Source organism: uncultured Sutterella sp. (genome assembly GCF_937923675.1).
Taxonomy (GTDB): Bacteria; Pseudomonadota; Gammaproteobacteria; order Burkholderiales; family Burkholderiaceae_F; genus Sutterella.
On sequence record NZ_CALDXB010000025.1, the window covers coordinates 1 to 14,455 of the forward strand.

Sequence of the window (14,455 nt, forward strand, 5' to 3'; positions counted from 1 at the left end):
CTATTCGCGAAGGCGGCCACACGGTCGGCGCCGGCGTCGTTGCCCAGATCATCGAATAATTGCTGAGAAGCTTAGATTTTTTCGCTTCTTCAAAGAGGAGCGAAAAAGTCCCTGATTCGACTTGATCGACAGAGGGAGCGGGGTTATACTCCGCTCCCTCTGTTCTTTTAACTGTTCTTTTTTCTAGGAAAACGAAATGCAGTCTCAGCGCATTCGCATCCGCCTCAAGGCCTACGACTACAAGCTCATCGACCAGTCCGCTCTCGAGATCGTCGATACCGCCAAGCGCACCGGCGCTGTCGTTCGCGGCCCCGTTCCTCTTCCCACGCGCATCCAGCGCTTTGACATCCTTCGTTCGCCGCACGTCAACAAGACGAGCCGTGACCAGCTCGAAATCCGTACGCATCAGCGTCTGATGGATATCGTTGATCCGACCGACAAGACGGTTGATGCTCTGATGAAGCTCGACCTCCCCGCCGGCGTGGATGTCAAGATCAAGGTTCAGTAACCTTTTCAGATTCAAGCTAAAAACTCCGGCGATTTCGATTGCACGAAGTGCCGGAGGTCGCTAGAATCGCGCCTTTCTTGTCCCCAAACAGATTTTGTTTTGTCTATTTGAAGCAGAATCAGGGACATTTTTATGAAACCGGTCCCGGCCAATCGCAGCCGGGGTGGAGAAAACAATGAGTGAAAAGCTCGGCCTCGTCGGTCGCAAGATCGGCATGACGCGTATCTTCACGGACGACGGAACGACCGTTCCCGTGACCGTGCTCGACGTGTCGAACAACCGCGTCACCATGGTCAAGACGCAGGACACCGACGGCTACAACGCCGTTCAGGTCGCGTACGGCACGAAGAAGCCCTCGCGCGTCAACAAGCCGCTCGCCGGCCAGTTTGCCAAAGCTGGCGTCGAAGCTGCCTGCACCCTTAAAGAGTTCCGCATCGATGCGGAGAAGGTCGCCGAATTCAAGCCCGGCCAGGCCCTCTCTGTCGAAATCTTCACGGAAGGCCAGAAGGTCGACGTGACGGGTACGACCATCGGTAAGGGTTTTGCCGGCGCCATCAAGCGCCACCACTTCTCGTCCAACCGTGCTTCCCACGGTAACTCCGTGACGACGAATGCCCCCGGCTCCATCGGTAATCGCCAGGACCCGGGCCGCGTGTTCCCCGGCAAGCGCATGGCCGGTCACCTCGGTGACGTCCGCCGCACGACCCAGAATCTTGTGGTCGCCCGCGTTGACAAGGAACGCCAGCTTCTGCTCGTTCGCGGTGCCGTTCCGGGCGCCAAGGGCGGTGAAGTCATCGTTCGTCCTGCTGTTAAGGCGTAAGGAGCGAAACAATGGAACTCAATATCCTTAACGAACAGGGCAAGGTCGAAGCTGCTGACGCCGTGTTCGCCCGCGAATACAACGAAGCCCTCGTGCATCAGATCGTTGTCGCCTTCCAGGCCAACGCTCGTCTGGGCACCCGCGCTCAGCTCAACCGTCGCGATGTTCATCACTCGACGAAGAAGCCCTGGCGCCAGAAGGGTACCGGTCGTGCCCGTTCGGGTATGACGAGCTCGCCGCTGTGGCGTGGTGGTGGACGTACATTCCCCAACACCCCGGACGAAAACTTCAGCCAGAAGGTCAACAAGAAGATGTTCCGCGCTGCCATGGCTTCGATCTATTCGAAGCTCGTGACGGACGCCCGCTTCGCTGTCGTTGAAGCCCTCAAGGCTGAAACGCCGAAGACCAAGGACTTCGCTGGTCAGCTCAAGACGCTCGGCCTCAACGAGCGCACTCTCATCATCATTGGTGAGGAAGAACTTGACGACAACATCATTCTCGCCTCGCGCAATCTGAAGGATGTGCTCGTCGTTACGCCCCGCTATGCGGATCCGCTGTGCCTTCTCTACTTTGACAAGGTCGTGGCCACCAAGGCGGCTGTTGCTCAGATCGAGGAGATGTTGGCATGAATCAGGAACGTCTGATGAAGGTGCTCGTCGGTCCCATCGTCTCCGAGAAGAGCACGATGATCGGCGAAAAGCACAATCAGTGGTCTTTCGTCGTCGTCCCGGATGCGACGAAGTCCGAGGTTAAGTCCGCTGTTGAACTGCTCTTCAAGGTGCAGGTCAAGGCGGTGCAGATTCTGAACCTGAAGGGCAAGCAGAAGCGCTTTGGCCGCTTCATGGGCAAGCGCAATGACGTCCGCAAGGCGTACGTCACGCTCGCTGAGGGTCAGGAAATCAAGTTCGAGCAAGAGGTGATGTAATGGCTCTCGTCAAACTCAAGCCGACGTCCCCCGGCCGCCGTCATGCGGTCAAGGTTGTCAACAAGGAGCTCCACAAGGGTAAGCCCTGGGCCGCTCTTGTTGAGAAGAAGAATCGTACGAATGGCCGCAACAACAACGGTCATATCACCTGCCGTCATAAGGGTGGCGGTGCCAAGCGTGCGTATCGCATCATCGACTTCAAGCGCGATAAGGATGGAATTCCCGCCCGCGTTGAACGCATCGAATACGATCCGAACCGCTCGGCCAACATTGCTCTCGTGCTTTATGCCGATGGCGAACGCCGCTACATCATTGCTCCGAAGGGCCTGACGGTTGGTCAGCAGATCTTCAATGGTCCCGAATCCCCGATCAAGGCCGGCAATACGCTCCCGCTGCGTAACATCCCGGTCGGTTCGACGATTCACTGCATCGAGCTGCTCCCGGGCAAGGGTGCTCAGCTTGTGCGCGCTGCCGGTGCTTTCGGCCAGCTGATCGCCCGCGAAGGCGAGTACGCTCAGGTCCGTCTGCGTTCTGGCGAAGTCCGTCGCGTTCTCATCGAGTGCCGTGCCACCATCGGCACCGTCGGCAACGAAGAGAACAGCCTGCGCGAGCTCGGCAAGGCCGGTGCCAAGCGCTGGCGCGGTATCCGTCCGACCGTTCGTGGCGTTGCCATGAACCCGGTGGACCATCCGCACGGCGGCGGCGAAGGCAAGACCGGCACTGGCCGCGCTCCTGTCACGCCGTGGGGTCAGCTCACGAAGGGCTATCGTACCCGCAACAGCAAGCGCACGGATTCCATGATCATCCAGCGCCGTAACCGCAAGTAAGGGAGCCCTAGAATGTCTCGCTCTTTGAAAAAAGGCCCGTTCGTTGACGGGCACCTCATGAAGAAGGTTGAAGCCGCCCAGGCGAGCCGCGACAAGCGTCCGCTCAAGACCTGGTCGCGTCGCTCGACGATTGTTCCGGAATTCATCGGTCTGACCATTGCCGTTCACAACGGCCGTCAGCATGTTCCGGTTTACATCAATGAAAACATGGTCGGCCACAAGCTCGGCGAATTTGCGCTCACCCGCACGTTCAAGGGCCACAGCTCCGGCGACAAGAAGGTGGGTAAGTAAATGGAAACGACAGCTAAAGTTCGTGGCGTTCGCCTTTCCGCCCAGAAAGGTCGCCTCGTTGCTGACCTCATCCGCGGCCAGCAGGTGGGCAAGGCTCTCACGATTCTGGAGTTCACCCAGAAGCGTGCTGCCGGCATCATCCGTAAGGCGCTTGAAAGCGCGATTGCCAACGCCGAGCACAATGACGGTGCTGACATCGATACGCTTTATGTGAAGACGATCCATGTGGAAAAGGCTGCTACGCTGCGCCGTTTCGGCGCCCGCGCCAAGGGCCGCGGTACGCGCATCAACAAGCAGACGAGCCACATCTACATCACCGTCGGCGACGGCGAAAGCTAAGAAACAGGTGAATTACCATGGGTCAGAAAATTAATCCCACCGGCTTCCGCCTCCCGGTTACGCGCAACTGGACGTCGCGTTGGTACGCGAGCGGCCGCGATTACCCGAGCACTCTCCAGGAAGATCTGAAGGTTCGCGCCTTCCTCCTGAAGAAGCTCCGCAATGCGTCCGTCGCCCGCGTTCTCATCGAACGTCCGGCCAACAATGCGCGCATCACGATCTTCACGGCTCGTCCGGGCATCGTGATTGGCAAGCAGGGCGCTGATATTGAAGCTCTCAAGGCTGAAGTTCAGAAGATGATGGGCGTGCCCGTTCACGTCAACATCGAAGAAGTTCGCCGTCCTGAACTTGACGCTCAGCTCATCGCTGACGGCATCACGCAGCAGCTCGAAAAGCGCGTGATGTTCCGCCGTGCGATGAAGCGCGCCATGCAGAACGCCATGCGCCTCGGCGCTCTCGGCATTAAGGTGCAGTCCTCCGGCCGTCTCAACGGCGCGGACATCGCCCGTGACGAGTGGTACCGCGAAGGCCGCGTGCCTCTGCAGACGCTTCGCGCCAACATCGACTACGCCACGAGCGAAGCTCACACGACGTACGGTGTTGTCGGCGTCAAGGTTTGGGTCTACAAGGGAGACAACTTCGGCGCGGAAGAACCCGCTGAAGCCCAGGCTCCGCGCGAAGACCGCCGCGGCCGCCGCTCGGATCGCAACGGCAAGCCCGGTGCGCGCCGCAACAACGGCCGTCGCAACGATATGAAGCAGGACCGTGCTCCCCGCAAGCCGGCTGCTAAGGACGGAGAATAACGATGCTGCAGCCTAATCGTCGCAAGTACCGCAAGGATCAGAAGGGCCGTAACTACGGCCTCGCCACCCGCGGTGCGAACGTTTCCTTCGGTGAGTTTGGTCTGAAGACGCTTGAGCGCGGCCGCATCACGGCCCGCCAGATCGAAGCCGCACGCCGTGCCATTACGCGCCACATCAAGCGCGGCGGCCGCGTCTGGATTCGCATCTTCCCGGACAAGCCCATTTCCTCGAAGCCTGCCGAAGTCCGTATGGGTAACGGTAAGGGTAATCCTGAATACTGGGTTGCGCTGGTCCAGCCGGGCCGCGTGCTCTACGAAATGGACGGCGTGGAAGAGTCGCTCGCCCGCGAAGCCTTCGCGCTCGCAGCTGCCAAGCTGCCCGTGAAGACCACGTTCGTTGTCCGCCAGGTCGGCATGTAATTACAAGGAGACACGGACATGAACGCTAAGGAACTGCGTGCCAAGAGTGAGACCGAGCTCAAGCAGGAACTGCAGGAACTTCTGAAGACGCACTTCAAGCTGCGTATGCAGAAGGCCACCCAGCAGCTGCAGAACACGGCTTCGCTGCGTCAGACGCGTCGCGACATCGCGCGCGTTCGCACTATCCTCACCCAGAAGGCGACCACGAAATGACCGAACAGACGAAGGAATCGCTCACCCGCACTCTCATCGGTGTGGTCACGAGCAACAAGATGGACAAGACGGTCACCGTTCTTGTCGAGCGCAAGGTGAAGCACCCGCTCTACGGCAAGTATGTCGTCAAGAGCAAGAAGTACCACGCGCACGATGAGCTCGCCTGCGGCGAGGGTGATCGTGTCGAGATTGAGGAAGTTCGCCCCGTTTCCAAGACTGTGTCCTGGAACGTGACGAAGATCCTCACGAAGGCCGAAGTCCTCTAAGAAAGTCGAGCGGGGTGAAAAAAATCACCCCACATCGCTTGCAAAGTAACTGAACGTTCAGTTATATTTGCACCCCGTCGCCCGGATGCCACTTCTGGTGGGATTCCGGGCGATGCATTTCTTAGTCCGTCGTCCGCACATGCCATTGCTGCATGACTCGCGCGGATGATCGGACCTCATCCCCGCCATACGGGGCCAATACTGTCCGCGTATGCGGAATAAGTTGGGAATTTTTCAGTAATGATTCAGATGCAAAGCCGACTGGACGTCGCCGATAACACCGGTGCGCGTTCGGTCATGTGTATCAAGGTGTTGGGCGGTTCCAAGCGCCGCTACGCCAACATCGGCGACGTCATCAAGGTGACGGTCAAGGAAGCTGCTCCGCGCGGCCGCGTGAAGAAGGGCGAGGTCTACAACGCTGTTGTGGTCCGTACCGCTCACGGCGTTCGTCGTCCTGACGGCTCCAAGATCGCCTTTGACGGCAATGCCGCCGTCCTCCTCAACAGCAAGCTCGAGCCGATCGGCACCCGTATCTTCGGGCCGGTGACTCGTGAACTGCGCACTGAGCAGTTCATGAAGATCGTGTCGCTCGCTCCTGAAGTCATCTAATTGAGGAGAGAAAATGCAGCGCATTCGTAAAGGCGACCAGGTTGTGGTCATCGCCGGCCGCGACCGCGGCACCAAGGGCACGGTTCTCGCCCGCGTTGACGACCGCCACGTTCTCGTGGAAGGCGTCAATGTCGTGAAGAAGGCCGTTCGCCCGAATCCGACCCTCGGCATCGAGGGCGGCATCGTCGACAAGACCCTCCCGATCGATCAGTCCAACGTTATGCTGGTCAATCCGGAAACGGGCAAGGGCGAACGCATCGGCTTCAAGGAAGTTGATGGCAAGAAGGTTCGCGTGTTCAAGTCCAATGGCGCCGTTGTCGGTGCCAAGGCCGAATGAGGGTACCCATGTCGCGTTTCAGCTCCCTTTATCACGACACCATTGTCCCCGAACTCATGAAGAAGTTCGGCTACAAGACTGTCATGCAGGTTCCGCGCATCACCAAGATCACGCTCAACATGGGCGTTGGTGAAGCCGTTAACGACAAGAAGAACATCGAATTCGCCGTTGGCGACATGACCAAGATCGCCGGCCAGAAGCCGATGGTCACCCGCACCCGCAAGGCTATCGCGAACTTCAAGATCCGCGAAAACATGCCGATCGGCTGCATGGTCACCCTCCGTGGCGAACGCATGTACGACTTCCTTGATCGTCTCGTTACGATCGCCTTCCCGCGCGTTCGCGACTTCCGTGGCGTGTCTGGTCGTGCTTTCGACGGCCGCGGCAACTACAACATCGGCCTCAAGGAACAGATCATCTTCCCGGAAATCGAATACGACAAGATCGATTCGATCCGCGGCATGAACATCTCCATCACCACGACGGCTAAGACCGACGAAGAAGCCAAGGCTCTCCTCGCTGGTTTCAGCTTCCCGTTCCGCAACTGAGGTTGACGCAAAATGGCAAAACTTGCTCTCATTAACCGCGAAGCCAAGCGCCGCGCGACGGTCGCTAAGTTCGCGGCCAAGCGCGCCGCCCTCAAGGCGATCATCAACGACGCTACCCGCTCGATGGATGAACGTCTCGAAGCCCGCGCACAGCTCGAAGCGCTGCCGCGCAACGCTTCCCCGGTCCGTCTGCGCAACCGTTGCGCGATTACCGGTCGTCCCCGTGGCAATTTCCGTAAGTTCGGTCTTTGCCGTGAAATGATTCGTGACGCCGCCATGCGCGGTGACATCCCCGGCCTCCAGAAGGCCAGCTGGTAAGCGAGGAGATTGCGAAATGAGTATGAGTGATCCGATCGCCGACATGCTGACCCGCATCCGCAACGGTCAGATGGTCGACAAGGCCGCGGTGGTTATGCCTTCCTCCAAGCTGAAGGTTGCCATCGCCAAGGTCCTCAAGGAAGAAGGCTACATCGAGAACTACGAAGTGGCGGCTAACAACGGCAAGAACGAGCTCAACGTTACGCTCAAGTACTATGCCGGCCGTCCGGTTATCGAACGCCTCGAGCGCGTGTCCCGTCCGGGCCTGCGCATTTACAAGAACCACGACAGCATCCCCCAGGTGATGAACGGTCTCGGCATCGCGATCGTTTCGACCCCGAAGGGCGTGATGACCGATCGCGCTGCCCGCGCGGCCGGCGTCGGCGGCGAAGTTATCTGCTACGTCGCCTAACCCGAGGAGTGTGAAATGAGTCGTATCGCTAAGATCCCCGTCACCATCGCCAAGGGCGTGACCGTTACGCTCACCCCCGAATACGTGACCGTCAAGGGTCCCGTCGGCGAAGTGAAGATGCACGTCCTGCCGCTCGTCAAGGTTACCGAAGCTGAGGGCCACCTCCACTTCGAGCAGCTCGATGAGTCCCGTGAGTCCAACGCCAACGTCGGCACGATGCGTGCCCTCGTCAATGACATGGTGAAGGGTTGCTCGGTCGGCTTCGAAAAGCGCCTCGCCCTCGTCGGCGTGGGCTATCGTGCCCAGGCTCAGGGTGACAAGCTCAATCTGTCGCTCGGCTTCTCCCATCCGGTTGTGCACCACATGCCCGCCGGCATCAAGGTTGAGACGCCCACCCCGACTGAAATCATCATCAAGGGTGCTGACAAGCAGAAGGTTGGTCAGACGGCTGCTGAAGTTCGCGCTTATCGTTCCCCCGAACCCTACAAGGGAAAGGGTGTCCGTTATGCGAACGAGCATGTCGTGATCAAGGAAACCAAGAAGAAGTAATTCGGACGTTAGAAGATGATCAACAAGAAACAAAGCCGCCTGCGTCGCGCCCGCGCCACGCGCGCCCGCATTCTGCTGCAGAAGGTCGATCGCCTGACGGTCCATCGTACCAATCTGCACATCTACGCCAGCATCATTTCGGCCGACAATGGCCGCACGCTCTGCTCCGCCTCCACGGTCGAGCCGGAAGTGCGCGCTCAGCTCGCCAACCAGACTGGCCGTGGCGGCAACGTCGCCGCTGCCAAGATCGTTGGTGCTCGCATCGCCGAAAAGGCGAAGGCTGCCGGTATTGAAACCTGCGCCTTCGACCGCTCTGGCTACCGTTACCACGGCCGTGTCGCCGCGCTCGCTGAAGCTGCGCGCGAAGCCGGCCTCAAGTTCTAACCGAGGTGCTGGCAATGGCTAAGGTTCAAGGTAAAAACGCGGTCGAAGAACAGGACGACGGCCTGCGTGAAAAGATGATTGCGGTCAACCGCGTCAGCAAGACCGTCAAGGGCGGCCGTATTCTCGCTTTCGCAGCGCTCACGGTTGTGGGCGACGGCGACGGTTCCATCGGCATGGGCACGGGCAAGTCCCGCGAAGTGCCGCAGTCCGTTACGAAGGCTATGGAACGTGCCCGTCACACGATGAAGCGCGTCCCGCTCAAGAACGGCACGCTGCATCACGCTGTTGAAGGCCGTCATGGCGCTTCCCGCGTCATCATGATGCCGGCTCCGGAAGGTTCCGGCGTCATCGCCGGCGGCCCGATGCGCGCTGTCTGCGACGCTGTCGGCATCCGCAACGTTGTTGCGAAGGCCTACGGCTCGACCAATCCGTACAACCTCGTCCGTGCGACGCTCAACGCCCTCGAAAACCTCCGCTCGCCCGCTGAAATCGCGGCCAAGCGCGGTAAGACGGTCGAAGAGCTGCTCGGCTAATCCGGAGTCCAAGACATGTCCGAAAAGAAGACCATCAAGGTCACTCTGGTGAAGAGCCCGATCGGGACGAACGCGGATCACCGCGCCACCGTTCTCGGTCTCGGCCTCAAGAAGATCGGCCAGACGCGCGAGCTCGAAGATACGCCCGCCGTTCGCGGCATGATCACCAAGGTTGCGTACCTCGTGCGCGCTGAATGATCCGAAGGATGACCCAAAATGCGTTTGAATACCATCAAGCCCGCTGAGGGCTCGAAGCACGCTCACCATCGCGTTGGCCGTGGTGTCGGCTCCGGTTGGGGCAAGACCGCGGGTCGCGGTCACAAGGGCCAGAAGTCGCGTGCCGGCGGCTTCCACAAGGTCGGTTTCGAAGGCGGCCAGATGCCGATGTATCGCCGCCTCCCGAAGCGCGGCTTCACGTCCCTCTCCCGCAAGTTCGTCGAAGTGGTTCGCCTCTCCGATCTCGAACGTCTCGGTGTCGATGAAATCGATCTGCTCGTCCTTAAGGAAGCTGGCGTTGTTTCGACGCTTGCCAAGGACGCTCGCGTGATCCTGTCGGGCGCCATCACCCGCAAGGTGACGGTGCGCGGCCTCGGCGTGACGAAGGGCGCCCGCGCTGCCATCGAGGCGGCCGGCGGCTCCGTCGCAGAGTAAGAGACAAACTGCAAGAGGATAGGACGTGGCGAATAGCCCCAGCTCAAAGCAGCAGTCAGGCCTCAGCAAGTACGGCGACCTTAAGGGTCGCCTGATCTTCCTGGCGCTTGCACTCGTTGTATACCGCATCGGCGCTCATGTGCCGGTTCCCGGTATTGATCCCGATATGCTCCAGCAGCTGTTCAATCAGCAGCAGGGCGGCATTCTCGGGCTGTTCAACATGTTCTCCGGCGGTGCTCTCTCGCGCTTTTCCGTCTTCGCGCTCGGCATCATGCCGTACATCTCGGCATCTATTATTTTCCAGATGCTGTCGTACGTGCTGCCGAGCCTGGAGGCGATCCGCAAAGAGGGTGAACAGGGCCGCAGAAAGATCACGCAGTACACCCGTTACGGGACGCTGCTGCTCGGTCTTTTCCAGGGCTTTGGCATCGCTGTAGCGCTCGAAACGCAGCCCGGGCTCGTTATTGATCCCGGGTTCCTCTTCCGCATTACCACGACCGTTTCGCTTCTCACGGGCACCATGTTCCTCATGTGGCTCGGTGAGCAGATTACCGAACGCGGTCTCGGCAACGGCATTTCGATCATCATCTTCGCAGGTATTGTGGCCGGCCTCCCGAACGGCACGAGCGGACTTTTCCAGCTTGTGTCGACCGGCGCCATCAGCCCGCTTGCCGCGATTTTCGTGATCGCCATCGTCCTCGCCGTCACTGCTTTCGTGGTCTTCGTTGAGCGCGGCCAGCGCCGCATCACGGTCAACTACGCCAAGCGTCAGATCGGCAACAAGATCTATGGCGGGCAGAGCTCTTATCTGCCTCTCAAGATGAACATGTCGGGCGTTATTCCCCCGATCTTTGCTTCGTCGCTGATTCTGTTCCCGGCCACGCTGGCGGGCTGGTTTACTTCGGGTGATTCCACTCGCTGGATTCGCGACCTCGCGGCCGCGCTTTCGCCCGGACAGCCGCTTTACACGCTCCTCTACGCAGCGCTCATCATTTTCTTTGCCTTCTTCTACACGGCGTTGGTCTTCAACCCGAAGGAAACGGCTGAGAATCTGAAGAAGAGCGGTGCCTTCATTCCGGGCATTCGTCCGGGTGAGCAGACGGCGCGTTACATTGACCGCGTGCTCCTGCGTCTTACGCTCGGCGGTGCGGCTTATCTCGTCTTTGTGTGTCTTGTCCCTGAGTTCCTTAACCTCAAGTTCAATGTTCCCTTCTACTTCGGCGGCACTTCGCTGCTGATCGTTGTGGTCGTGACGATGGACTTCATGAGTCAGGTTCAGGCGTACATGATGACGCACCAGTACGAAAACCTGCTGCGGAAAACCAATTTCCGCGGTCTCACCCGGAAGTGATCATCTTTCGAAAGTTCAGGTTCTGAACTTTCGAGTTCGATCGCTTCCTCAGGCGGAAGAGACCAAATTGCTTTGAAAGGGCGGCATGTGCTGCCCTTTCAGGCTGAATGGAAAGCTCAACTTCCCACTGATCATTCCGGTCAGCGGGAAGTTGCTCTCTATAAAGCTTTCCCCCTCGCACAACCGTTACGGAGGCAAATTTTTGAAGCCCGGGCCTCTATTCGGTTGCGCGTTTCCGTAATGTCGATTATTATTCGACGTTTCTGCCGTGTGGGCATCGAAATTCCAAGCTCATCAGCTTGTGGAGATTATTTAAATGAAGGTTAGAGCTTCAATTAAGAAAATGTGCCGCAACTGCAAGATCATCAAGCGCAAAGGCGTTGTTCGAGTGATCTGCACTGACCCGCGTCACAAGCAGCGTCAAGGCTAAAGAGGTAACACAATGGCTCGTATCGCCGGTATCAATATTCCGCCGCAGCAGCATGCTGAGATCGGTCTCACTGCCATTTATGGCATTGGCCGTCCGCGTGCCCGCCAGATTCTCAATGCTTGCGGCATTCCCTGCACGAAGAAGGTCCAGGACCTCGACGACGCTGAACTCGAACGCATCCGTGATGCCGTTTCCAAGTTCACCGTTGAAGGCGATCTCCGTCGTGAGATCCAGCTCTCGATCAAGCGTCTGATCGACCTCGGCACCTATCGTGGCATGCGTCATCGCCGCGGCCTCCCGGTCCGTGGTCAGCGTACCCGCACCAACGCTCGCACCCGCAAGGGCCCGCGCAAGGTTGGCGTCACGCTCAAGAAGTAATTAAAGGTTAGTTATGGCTGGCAACAACTCCAAGTCCTCCGCTACCGCCCGCGGCCGCAAGAAGGTCCGCAAGGTCGTTACGGAAGGCATCGCTCATATTCACGCCTCGTTCAACAATACGATCGTGACGATCACCGACCGTCAGGGCAACTCCATCGCTGCCTCGTCGTCGGGTGCGCAGGGCTTCAAGGGCTCGCGTAAGTCCACCCCGTTCGCTGCTCAGGTTGCTGCGGACCACGCTGGCAAGATCGCCCTCGAACATGGCCTGAAGAACATCGAAGTCCGCATCTGGGGCCCTGGTCCCGGCCGCGAGTCTTCCGTGCGTGCGCTTAACGCGCTCGGCATCCGCGTCACCTCCATCCAGGACGTGACTCCGGTCCCGCACAACGGCGTTCGCCCCTCCAAGCGTCGCCGCGTCTAATACTCCAGAATTATTCATTCTGTTGTTGAATCCCGCGTCCGTTGTTCCGCATGCTGAGGCGGCACGGACTGAATGTAGGGAGTCCTACAGGATAAGAGAGGCATTTTTAAATGGCACGATATCTCGGTCCCAAGCTCAAGCTTTCGCGTCGCGAAGGCATTGACCTGAATCTGAAGAGCGCCCGTCGTTCGTTTGAGTCCAAAGTCAAGGACGTCGGCTCCAAGCCGGGCCAGCACGGCAAGATCTCCGGAGCCCGCATGTCCGACTATGGCAACCAGATGCGTGAAACGCAGAAGGCCAAGCGCATGTACGGCGTTCTCGAACGTCAGTTCCGTCGTTATTTCGCTGAGGCTTCCCGCCTCCGCGGCAACACGGGCGAAAAGCTCCTTCAGCTCCTTGAGAGCCGCCTTGACAACGTCGTTTACCGCATGGGCTTCGGCTCGACGCGCGCGGAAGCCCGCCAGCTCGTCAGCCACGGCGCTATCGAAGTGAACGGCCGCAAGGTGAACATTCCCTCCTACTCCGTTCGCGCCGGCGATGTGATCGCCGTCCGTGAAAAGGCTCAGAAGCAGGTCCGCATCGCCGAGGCTCTCGACCTCGCGCAGCAGAACGGCTTCCCGGCCTGGGTTGAAGTGGATGCCAAGAAGTTCACCGGCACCTTCAAGACCCTTCCGGCCCGCGACGAAGTCGCTCCGGAAATCAACGAAGCGCTCATCATCGAACGCTACTCCCGCTGATCTGGGAGGATCCTCTGGGCACCGGACATTCTGTTCGGTGCTCTCCGGGTCGAAAGATCGATGCACACACGGCGAAACGCGGCTCCTTTCGAGCCGCGTTTTGTTCTTGAATCCATCCGCAAAATTCTCTTTGATTCCGCAAAGGATTTTGCTGATGCATTTAAAATGCATCTGTTTAGGGACAGCTTGCGCCACCTGCAATCTGTCCGCCTTTTCAGCCTTATCGGTGTAACGAGCCGAGGGTATTGAACTAAAAGGAACTTGTTTAGAGATGGCTAATACAGCTCTCCTGAAGCCCACCAGCGTCGACGTTGACGTTGATCCGCAGAACCCCAACCGTGCCGTCATCACGCTCGAGCCTTTTGAACGCGGCTACGGCCACACGCTCGGCAATGCTCTGCGCCGCATTCTTCTTTCCTCCATGGTCGGCTTTGCCCCCACGGAAGCGCAGATCACCGGCATCGTTCATGAGTATTCTCAGATCGACGGCGTTCTCGAAGACGTGGTCGACATCCTTCTCAATCTGAAGGGCGTTGTCTTCAAGCTCGAAAAGCGCGATGAAGTCACTGTGATGCTCCGCAAGGACGGCGAAGGCGTCGTCACCGCTGCCGACTTTGATCTTCCGCACGACGTTACGGTCCTCAATCCCGATCACGTCATCGCTCACCTCTCCGGCGGCCGCCTCGAGATGCAGGTCAAGATCGAAAAGGGCCGCGGCTATCAGCCCGGCGACGTCCGCGGCTTCCGCGACGACTACTCGAAGAGTTCGATCGGCCGCATCATCATGGATGCCTCCTTCTCGCCGATCCGCCGCGTTGCCTATCAGGTGATGGCTGCCCGCGTTGCTCAGCGCACCGACCTCGACAAGCTCGAGATCACGATTGAAACCAACGGCGCTATCGGCCCGGAAGAAGCGCTGCGCGAATCCGTGCGCATCCTCCAGGATCAGCTCGCCGTCTTCGGCTCCATCCATCCGGAACAGGATGTTGAAGGTCAGAAGACTGAGGATTCGTCGAACAATCCGCCGCCCCTCGATCCGATCCTTCTTCGTCCGGTCGACGATCTTGAACTCACCGTTCGTTCGGCCAACTGCCTCAAGGCAGAGAGCATCTACTTCATCGGCGACCTCATTCAGCGCACTGAGAACGAGCTTCTCAAGACGCCGAATCTCGGCCGCAAGTCGCTCAACGAAATTAAGGAAGTCCTCGCCGCTCACGGCCTTACGCTCGGCTCCAAGCTCGAGAACTGGCCGCCTGCCGGTGCCGGCACCCCGGGCCTCACGGACCGCTGAAATTTCTGAGCCCTAAGGCTTGATTACGGAAGGCGCGATCATATAAAATCGCGCCTTTCGTACATTAGTACGTCTTACGAGCGCCTCCACCCGAC

27 protein-coding genes are annotated in these 14,455 nt (G+C 59.0%); all 27 read left to right on the plus strand.

What is annotated here, in order from left to right; all coding sequences use genetic code 11:
* Nucleotides 1–196: 196 nt before the first annotated feature.
* The 27 genes from rpsJ to rpoA all read left to right on the plus strand — a co-directional run bounded on the left by rpsJ (nt 197) and on the right by rpoA (nt 14,360).
* Nucleotides 197–508, plus strand: a complete 312-nt coding sequence (rpsJ, locus tag Q0106_RS02510; protein WP_005431601.1) for a 30S ribosomal protein S10 — start codon at nt 197–199, stop codon at nt 506–508.
* Between the two features lie 175 nt (nt 509–683).
* A complete protein-coding gene (rplC, locus tag Q0106_RS02515; protein WP_297608448.1) occupies nt 684–1,328 on the plus strand; it encodes a 50S ribosomal protein L3 in 645 nt (214 codons plus the stop codon).
* A gap of 11 nt (nt 1,329–1,339) precedes the next feature.
* The gene (rplD, locus tag Q0106_RS02520) at nt 1,340–1,957 is read left to right on the plus strand and encodes a 50S ribosomal protein L4 (RefSeq protein ID WP_139688400.1); all 618 of its coding nucleotides are present in this window, start codon (nt 1,340–1,342) and stop codon (nt 1,955–1,957) included.
* The gene (rplW, locus tag Q0106_RS02525; protein ID WP_139688401.1) at nt 1,954–2,253 is read left to right on the plus strand and encodes a 50S ribosomal protein L23; all 300 of its coding nucleotides are present in this window, start codon (nt 1,954–1,956) and stop codon (nt 2,251–2,253) included. The genes rplD and rplW overlap by 4 nt, the downstream gene beginning before the upstream one ends.
* On the plus strand, nt 2,253–3,080 hold the full coding sequence (rplB, locus tag Q0106_RS02530; RefSeq protein ID WP_139688402.1) for a 50S ribosomal protein L2: 828 nt from the start codon (nt 2,253–2,255) through the stop codon (nt 3,078–3,080). The genes rplW and rplB overlap by 1 nt, the downstream gene beginning before the upstream one ends.
* 12 nt (nt 3,081–3,092) lie before the next feature.
* Complete coding sequence (gene rpsS, locus Q0106_RS02535; protein WP_139688403.1) at nt 3,093–3,371, plus strand: 30S ribosomal protein S19; 279 nt, start codon at nt 3,093–3,095, stop codon at nt 3,369–3,371.
* Nucleotides 3,372–3,710, plus strand: a complete 339-nt coding sequence (rplV, locus tag Q0106_RS02540) for a 50S ribosomal protein L22 (RefSeq protein ID WP_152157512.1) — start codon at nt 3,372–3,374, stop codon at nt 3,708–3,710.
* 17 nt (nt 3,711–3,727) lie between these two features.
* Nucleotides 3,728–4,513 (plus strand): 30S ribosomal protein S3, encoded by a 786-nt coding sequence (rpsC, locus tag Q0106_RS02545; protein ID WP_139688405.1) that lies wholly within the window; start codon nt 3,728–3,730, stop codon nt 4,511–4,513.
* A 2-nt stretch (nt 4,514–4,515) separates the two neighbouring features.
* Nucleotides 4,516–4,932, plus strand: coding sequence for a 50S ribosomal protein L16 (gene rplP / locus Q0106_RS02550; RefSeq protein ID WP_005431612.1), 417 nt, complete (start codon nt 4,516–4,518; stop codon nt 4,930–4,932).
* Nucleotides 4,933–4,950: 18 nt separating this feature from the next.
* On the plus strand, nt 4,951–5,145 hold the full coding sequence (rpmC, locus tag Q0106_RS02555; RefSeq protein WP_139688406.1) for a 50S ribosomal protein L29: 195 nt from the start codon (nt 4,951–4,953) through the stop codon (nt 5,143–5,145).
* Nucleotides 5,142–5,411, plus strand: a complete 270-nt coding sequence (gene rpsQ / locus Q0106_RS02560) for a 30S ribosomal protein S17 (RefSeq protein ID WP_139688407.1) — start codon at nt 5,142–5,144, stop codon at nt 5,409–5,411. Before rpmC ends, rpsQ begins: the two co-directional genes overlap by 4 nt.
* 240 nt (nt 5,412–5,651) lie before the next feature.
* On the plus strand, nt 5,652–6,020 hold the full coding sequence (rplN, locus tag Q0106_RS02565; RefSeq protein WP_139688408.1) for a 50S ribosomal protein L14: 369 nt from the start codon (nt 5,652–5,654) through the stop codon (nt 6,018–6,020).
* A 13-nt stretch (nt 6,021–6,033) separates the two neighbouring features.
* The gene (rplX, locus tag Q0106_RS02570; RefSeq protein WP_139688409.1) at nt 6,034–6,357 is read left to right on the plus strand and encodes a 50S ribosomal protein L24; all 324 of its coding nucleotides are present in this window, start codon (nt 6,034–6,036) and stop codon (nt 6,355–6,357) included.
* 8 nt (nt 6,358–6,365) lie between these two features.
* Nucleotides 6,366–6,905, plus strand: coding sequence for a 50S ribosomal protein L5 (gene rplE / locus Q0106_RS02575; protein ID WP_139688410.1), 540 nt, complete (start codon nt 6,366–6,368; stop codon nt 6,903–6,905).
* 12 nt (nt 6,906–6,917) lie between these two features.
* Entirely contained in the window at nt 6,918–7,223 is a 306-nt protein-coding gene (rpsN, locus tag Q0106_RS02580) for a 30S ribosomal protein S14 (RefSeq protein WP_139688411.1), read from the plus strand.
* Nucleotides 7,224–7,239: 16 nt separating this feature from the next.
* Nucleotides 7,240–7,635 (plus strand): 30S ribosomal protein S8, encoded by a 396-nt coding sequence (gene rpsH / locus Q0106_RS02585; RefSeq protein ID WP_139688412.1) that lies wholly within the window; start codon nt 7,240–7,242, stop codon nt 7,633–7,635.
* A 15-nt stretch (nt 7,636–7,650) separates the two neighbouring features.
* Nucleotides 7,651–8,184: a 50S ribosomal protein L6 gene (gene rplF / locus Q0106_RS02590; protein WP_139688413.1), complete on the plus strand. Its 534-nt coding sequence runs from the start codon at nt 7,651–7,653 to the stop codon at nt 8,182–8,184.
* 15 nt (nt 8,185–8,199) lie between these two features.
* Nucleotides 8,200–8,568 carry a 50S ribosomal protein L18 gene (gene rplR / locus Q0106_RS02595; protein WP_152157513.1) on the plus strand — a complete coding sequence of 123 codons (369 nt, stop codon included), beginning with the start codon at nt 8,200–8,202 and terminating at the stop codon, nt 8,566–8,568.
* 14 nt (nt 8,569–8,582) lie between these two features.
* Complete coding sequence (gene rpsE, locus Q0106_RS02600) at nt 8,583–9,101, plus strand: 30S ribosomal protein S5 (RefSeq protein WP_139688415.1); 519 nt, start codon at nt 8,583–8,585, stop codon at nt 9,099–9,101.
* 15 nt (nt 9,102–9,116) lie between these two features.
* Nucleotides 9,117–9,299: a 50S ribosomal protein L30 gene (gene rpmD, locus Q0106_RS02605; RefSeq protein ID WP_139688416.1), complete on the plus strand. Its 183-nt coding sequence runs from the start codon at nt 9,117–9,119 to the stop codon at nt 9,297–9,299.
* A gap of 18 nt (nt 9,300–9,317) precedes the next feature.
* Entirely contained in the window at nt 9,318–9,752 is a 435-nt protein-coding gene (rplO, locus tag Q0106_RS02610) for a 50S ribosomal protein L15 (protein ID WP_139688417.1), read from the plus strand.
* 25 nt (nt 9,753–9,777) lie between these two features.
* Nucleotides 9,778–11,103: a preprotein translocase subunit SecY gene (gene secY / locus Q0106_RS02615; RefSeq protein ID WP_152157515.1), complete on the plus strand. Its 1,326-nt coding sequence runs from the start codon at nt 9,778–9,780 to the stop codon at nt 11,101–11,103.
* 316 nt (nt 11,104–11,419) lie between these two features.
* Nucleotides 11,420–11,533, plus strand: coding sequence for a 50S ribosomal protein L36 (gene rpmJ, locus Q0106_RS02620; protein ID WP_139688419.1), 114 nt, complete (start codon nt 11,420–11,422; stop codon nt 11,531–11,533).
* A 12-nt stretch (nt 11,534–11,545) separates the two neighbouring features.
* Nucleotides 11,546–11,911, plus strand: a complete 366-nt coding sequence (gene rpsM / locus Q0106_RS02625) for a 30S ribosomal protein S13 (protein WP_139688420.1) — start codon at nt 11,546–11,548, stop codon at nt 11,909–11,911.
* A gap of 13 nt (nt 11,912–11,924) precedes the next feature.
* Entirely contained in the window at nt 11,925–12,332 is a 408-nt protein-coding gene (gene rpsK / locus Q0106_RS02630; protein WP_139688421.1) for a 30S ribosomal protein S11, read from the plus strand.
* A gap of 110 nt (nt 12,333–12,442) precedes the next feature.
* Nucleotides 12,443–13,069, plus strand: coding sequence for a 30S ribosomal protein S4 (gene rpsD, locus Q0106_RS02635; RefSeq protein ID WP_139688422.1), 627 nt, complete (start codon nt 12,443–12,445; stop codon nt 13,067–13,069).
* A gap of 271 nt (nt 13,070–13,340) precedes the next feature.
* Entirely contained in the window at nt 13,341–14,360 is a 1,020-nt protein-coding gene (gene rpoA, locus Q0106_RS02640; protein WP_297608463.1) for a DNA-directed RNA polymerase subunit alpha, read from the plus strand.
* Nucleotides 14,361–14,455: the final 95 nt, after the last annotated feature.

Bases quoted from the DNA above. Each gene is read 5' to 3' on its own strand.
- rpsJ (WP_005431601.1), top strand. From the start codon at position 197: ATGCAGTCTCAGCGCATTCGCATCCGCCTCAAGGCCTACGACTACAAG.
- rplC (WP_297608448.1), top strand. From the start codon at position 684: ATGAGTGAAAAGCTCGGCCTCGTCGGTCGCAAGATCGGCATGACGCGT.
- rplD (WP_139688400.1), top strand. From the start codon at position 1,340: ATGGAACTCAATATCCTTAACGAACAGGGCAAGGTCGAAGCTGCTGAC.
- rplW (WP_139688401.1), top strand. From the start codon at position 1,954: ATGAATCAGGAACGTCTGATGAAGGTGCTCGTCGGTCCCATCGTCTCC.
- rplB (WP_139688402.1), top strand. From the start codon at position 2,253: ATGGCTCTCGTCAAACTCAAGCCGACGTCCCCCGGCCGCCGTCATGCG.
- rpsS (WP_139688403.1), top strand. From the start codon at position 3,093: ATGTCTCGCTCTTTGAAAAAAGGCCCGTTCGTTGACGGGCACCTCATG.
- rplV (WP_152157512.1), top strand. From the start codon at position 3,372: ATGGAAACGACAGCTAAAGTTCGTGGCGTTCGCCTTTCCGCCCAGAAA.
- rpsC (WP_139688405.1), top strand. From the start codon at position 3,728: ATGGGTCAGAAAATTAATCCCACCGGCTTCCGCCTCCCGGTTACGCGC.
- rplP (WP_005431612.1), top strand. From the start codon at position 4,516: ATGCTGCAGCCTAATCGTCGCAAGTACCGCAAGGATCAGAAGGGCCGT.
- rpmC (WP_139688406.1), top strand. From the start codon at position 4,951: ATGAACGCTAAGGAACTGCGTGCCAAGAGTGAGACCGAGCTCAAGCAG.
- rpsQ (WP_139688407.1), top strand. From the start codon at position 5,142: ATGACCGAACAGACGAAGGAATCGCTCACCCGCACTCTCATCGGTGTG.
- rplN (WP_139688408.1), top strand. From the start codon at position 5,652: ATGATTCAGATGCAAAGCCGACTGGACGTCGCCGATAACACCGGTGCG.
- rplX (WP_139688409.1), top strand. From the start codon at position 6,034: ATGCAGCGCATTCGTAAAGGCGACCAGGTTGTGGTCATCGCCGGCCGC.
- rplE (WP_139688410.1), top strand. From the start codon at position 6,366: ATGTCGCGTTTCAGCTCCCTTTATCACGACACCATTGTCCCCGAACTC.
- rpsN (WP_139688411.1), top strand. From the start codon at position 6,918: ATGGCAAAACTTGCTCTCATTAACCGCGAAGCCAAGCGCCGCGCGACG.
- rpsH (WP_139688412.1), top strand. From the start codon at position 7,240: ATGAGTATGAGTGATCCGATCGCCGACATGCTGACCCGCATCCGCAAC.
- rplF (WP_139688413.1), top strand. From the start codon at position 7,651: ATGAGTCGTATCGCTAAGATCCCCGTCACCATCGCCAAGGGCGTGACC.
- rplR (WP_152157513.1), top strand. From the start codon at position 8,200: ATGATCAACAAGAAACAAAGCCGCCTGCGTCGCGCCCGCGCCACGCGC.
- rpsE (WP_139688415.1), top strand. From the start codon at position 8,583: ATGGCTAAGGTTCAAGGTAAAAACGCGGTCGAAGAACAGGACGACGGC.
- rpmD (WP_139688416.1), top strand. From the start codon at position 9,117: ATGTCCGAAAAGAAGACCATCAAGGTCACTCTGGTGAAGAGCCCGATC.
- rplO (WP_139688417.1), top strand. From the start codon at position 9,318: ATGCGTTTGAATACCATCAAGCCCGCTGAGGGCTCGAAGCACGCTCAC.
- rpmJ (WP_139688419.1), top strand. From the start codon at position 11,420: ATGAAGGTTAGAGCTTCAATTAAGAAAATGTGCCGCAACTGCAAGATC.
- rpsM (WP_139688420.1), top strand. From the start codon at position 11,546: ATGGCTCGTATCGCCGGTATCAATATTCCGCCGCAGCAGCATGCTGAG.
- rpsK (WP_139688421.1), top strand. From the start codon at position 11,925: ATGGCTGGCAACAACTCCAAGTCCTCCGCTACCGCCCGCGGCCGCAAG.
- rpsD (WP_139688422.1), top strand. From the start codon at position 12,443: ATGGCACGATATCTCGGTCCCAAGCTCAAGCTTTCGCGTCGCGAAGGC.
- rpoA (WP_297608463.1), top strand. From the start codon at position 13,341: ATGGCTAATACAGCTCTCCTGAAGCCCACCAGCGTCGACGTTGACGTT.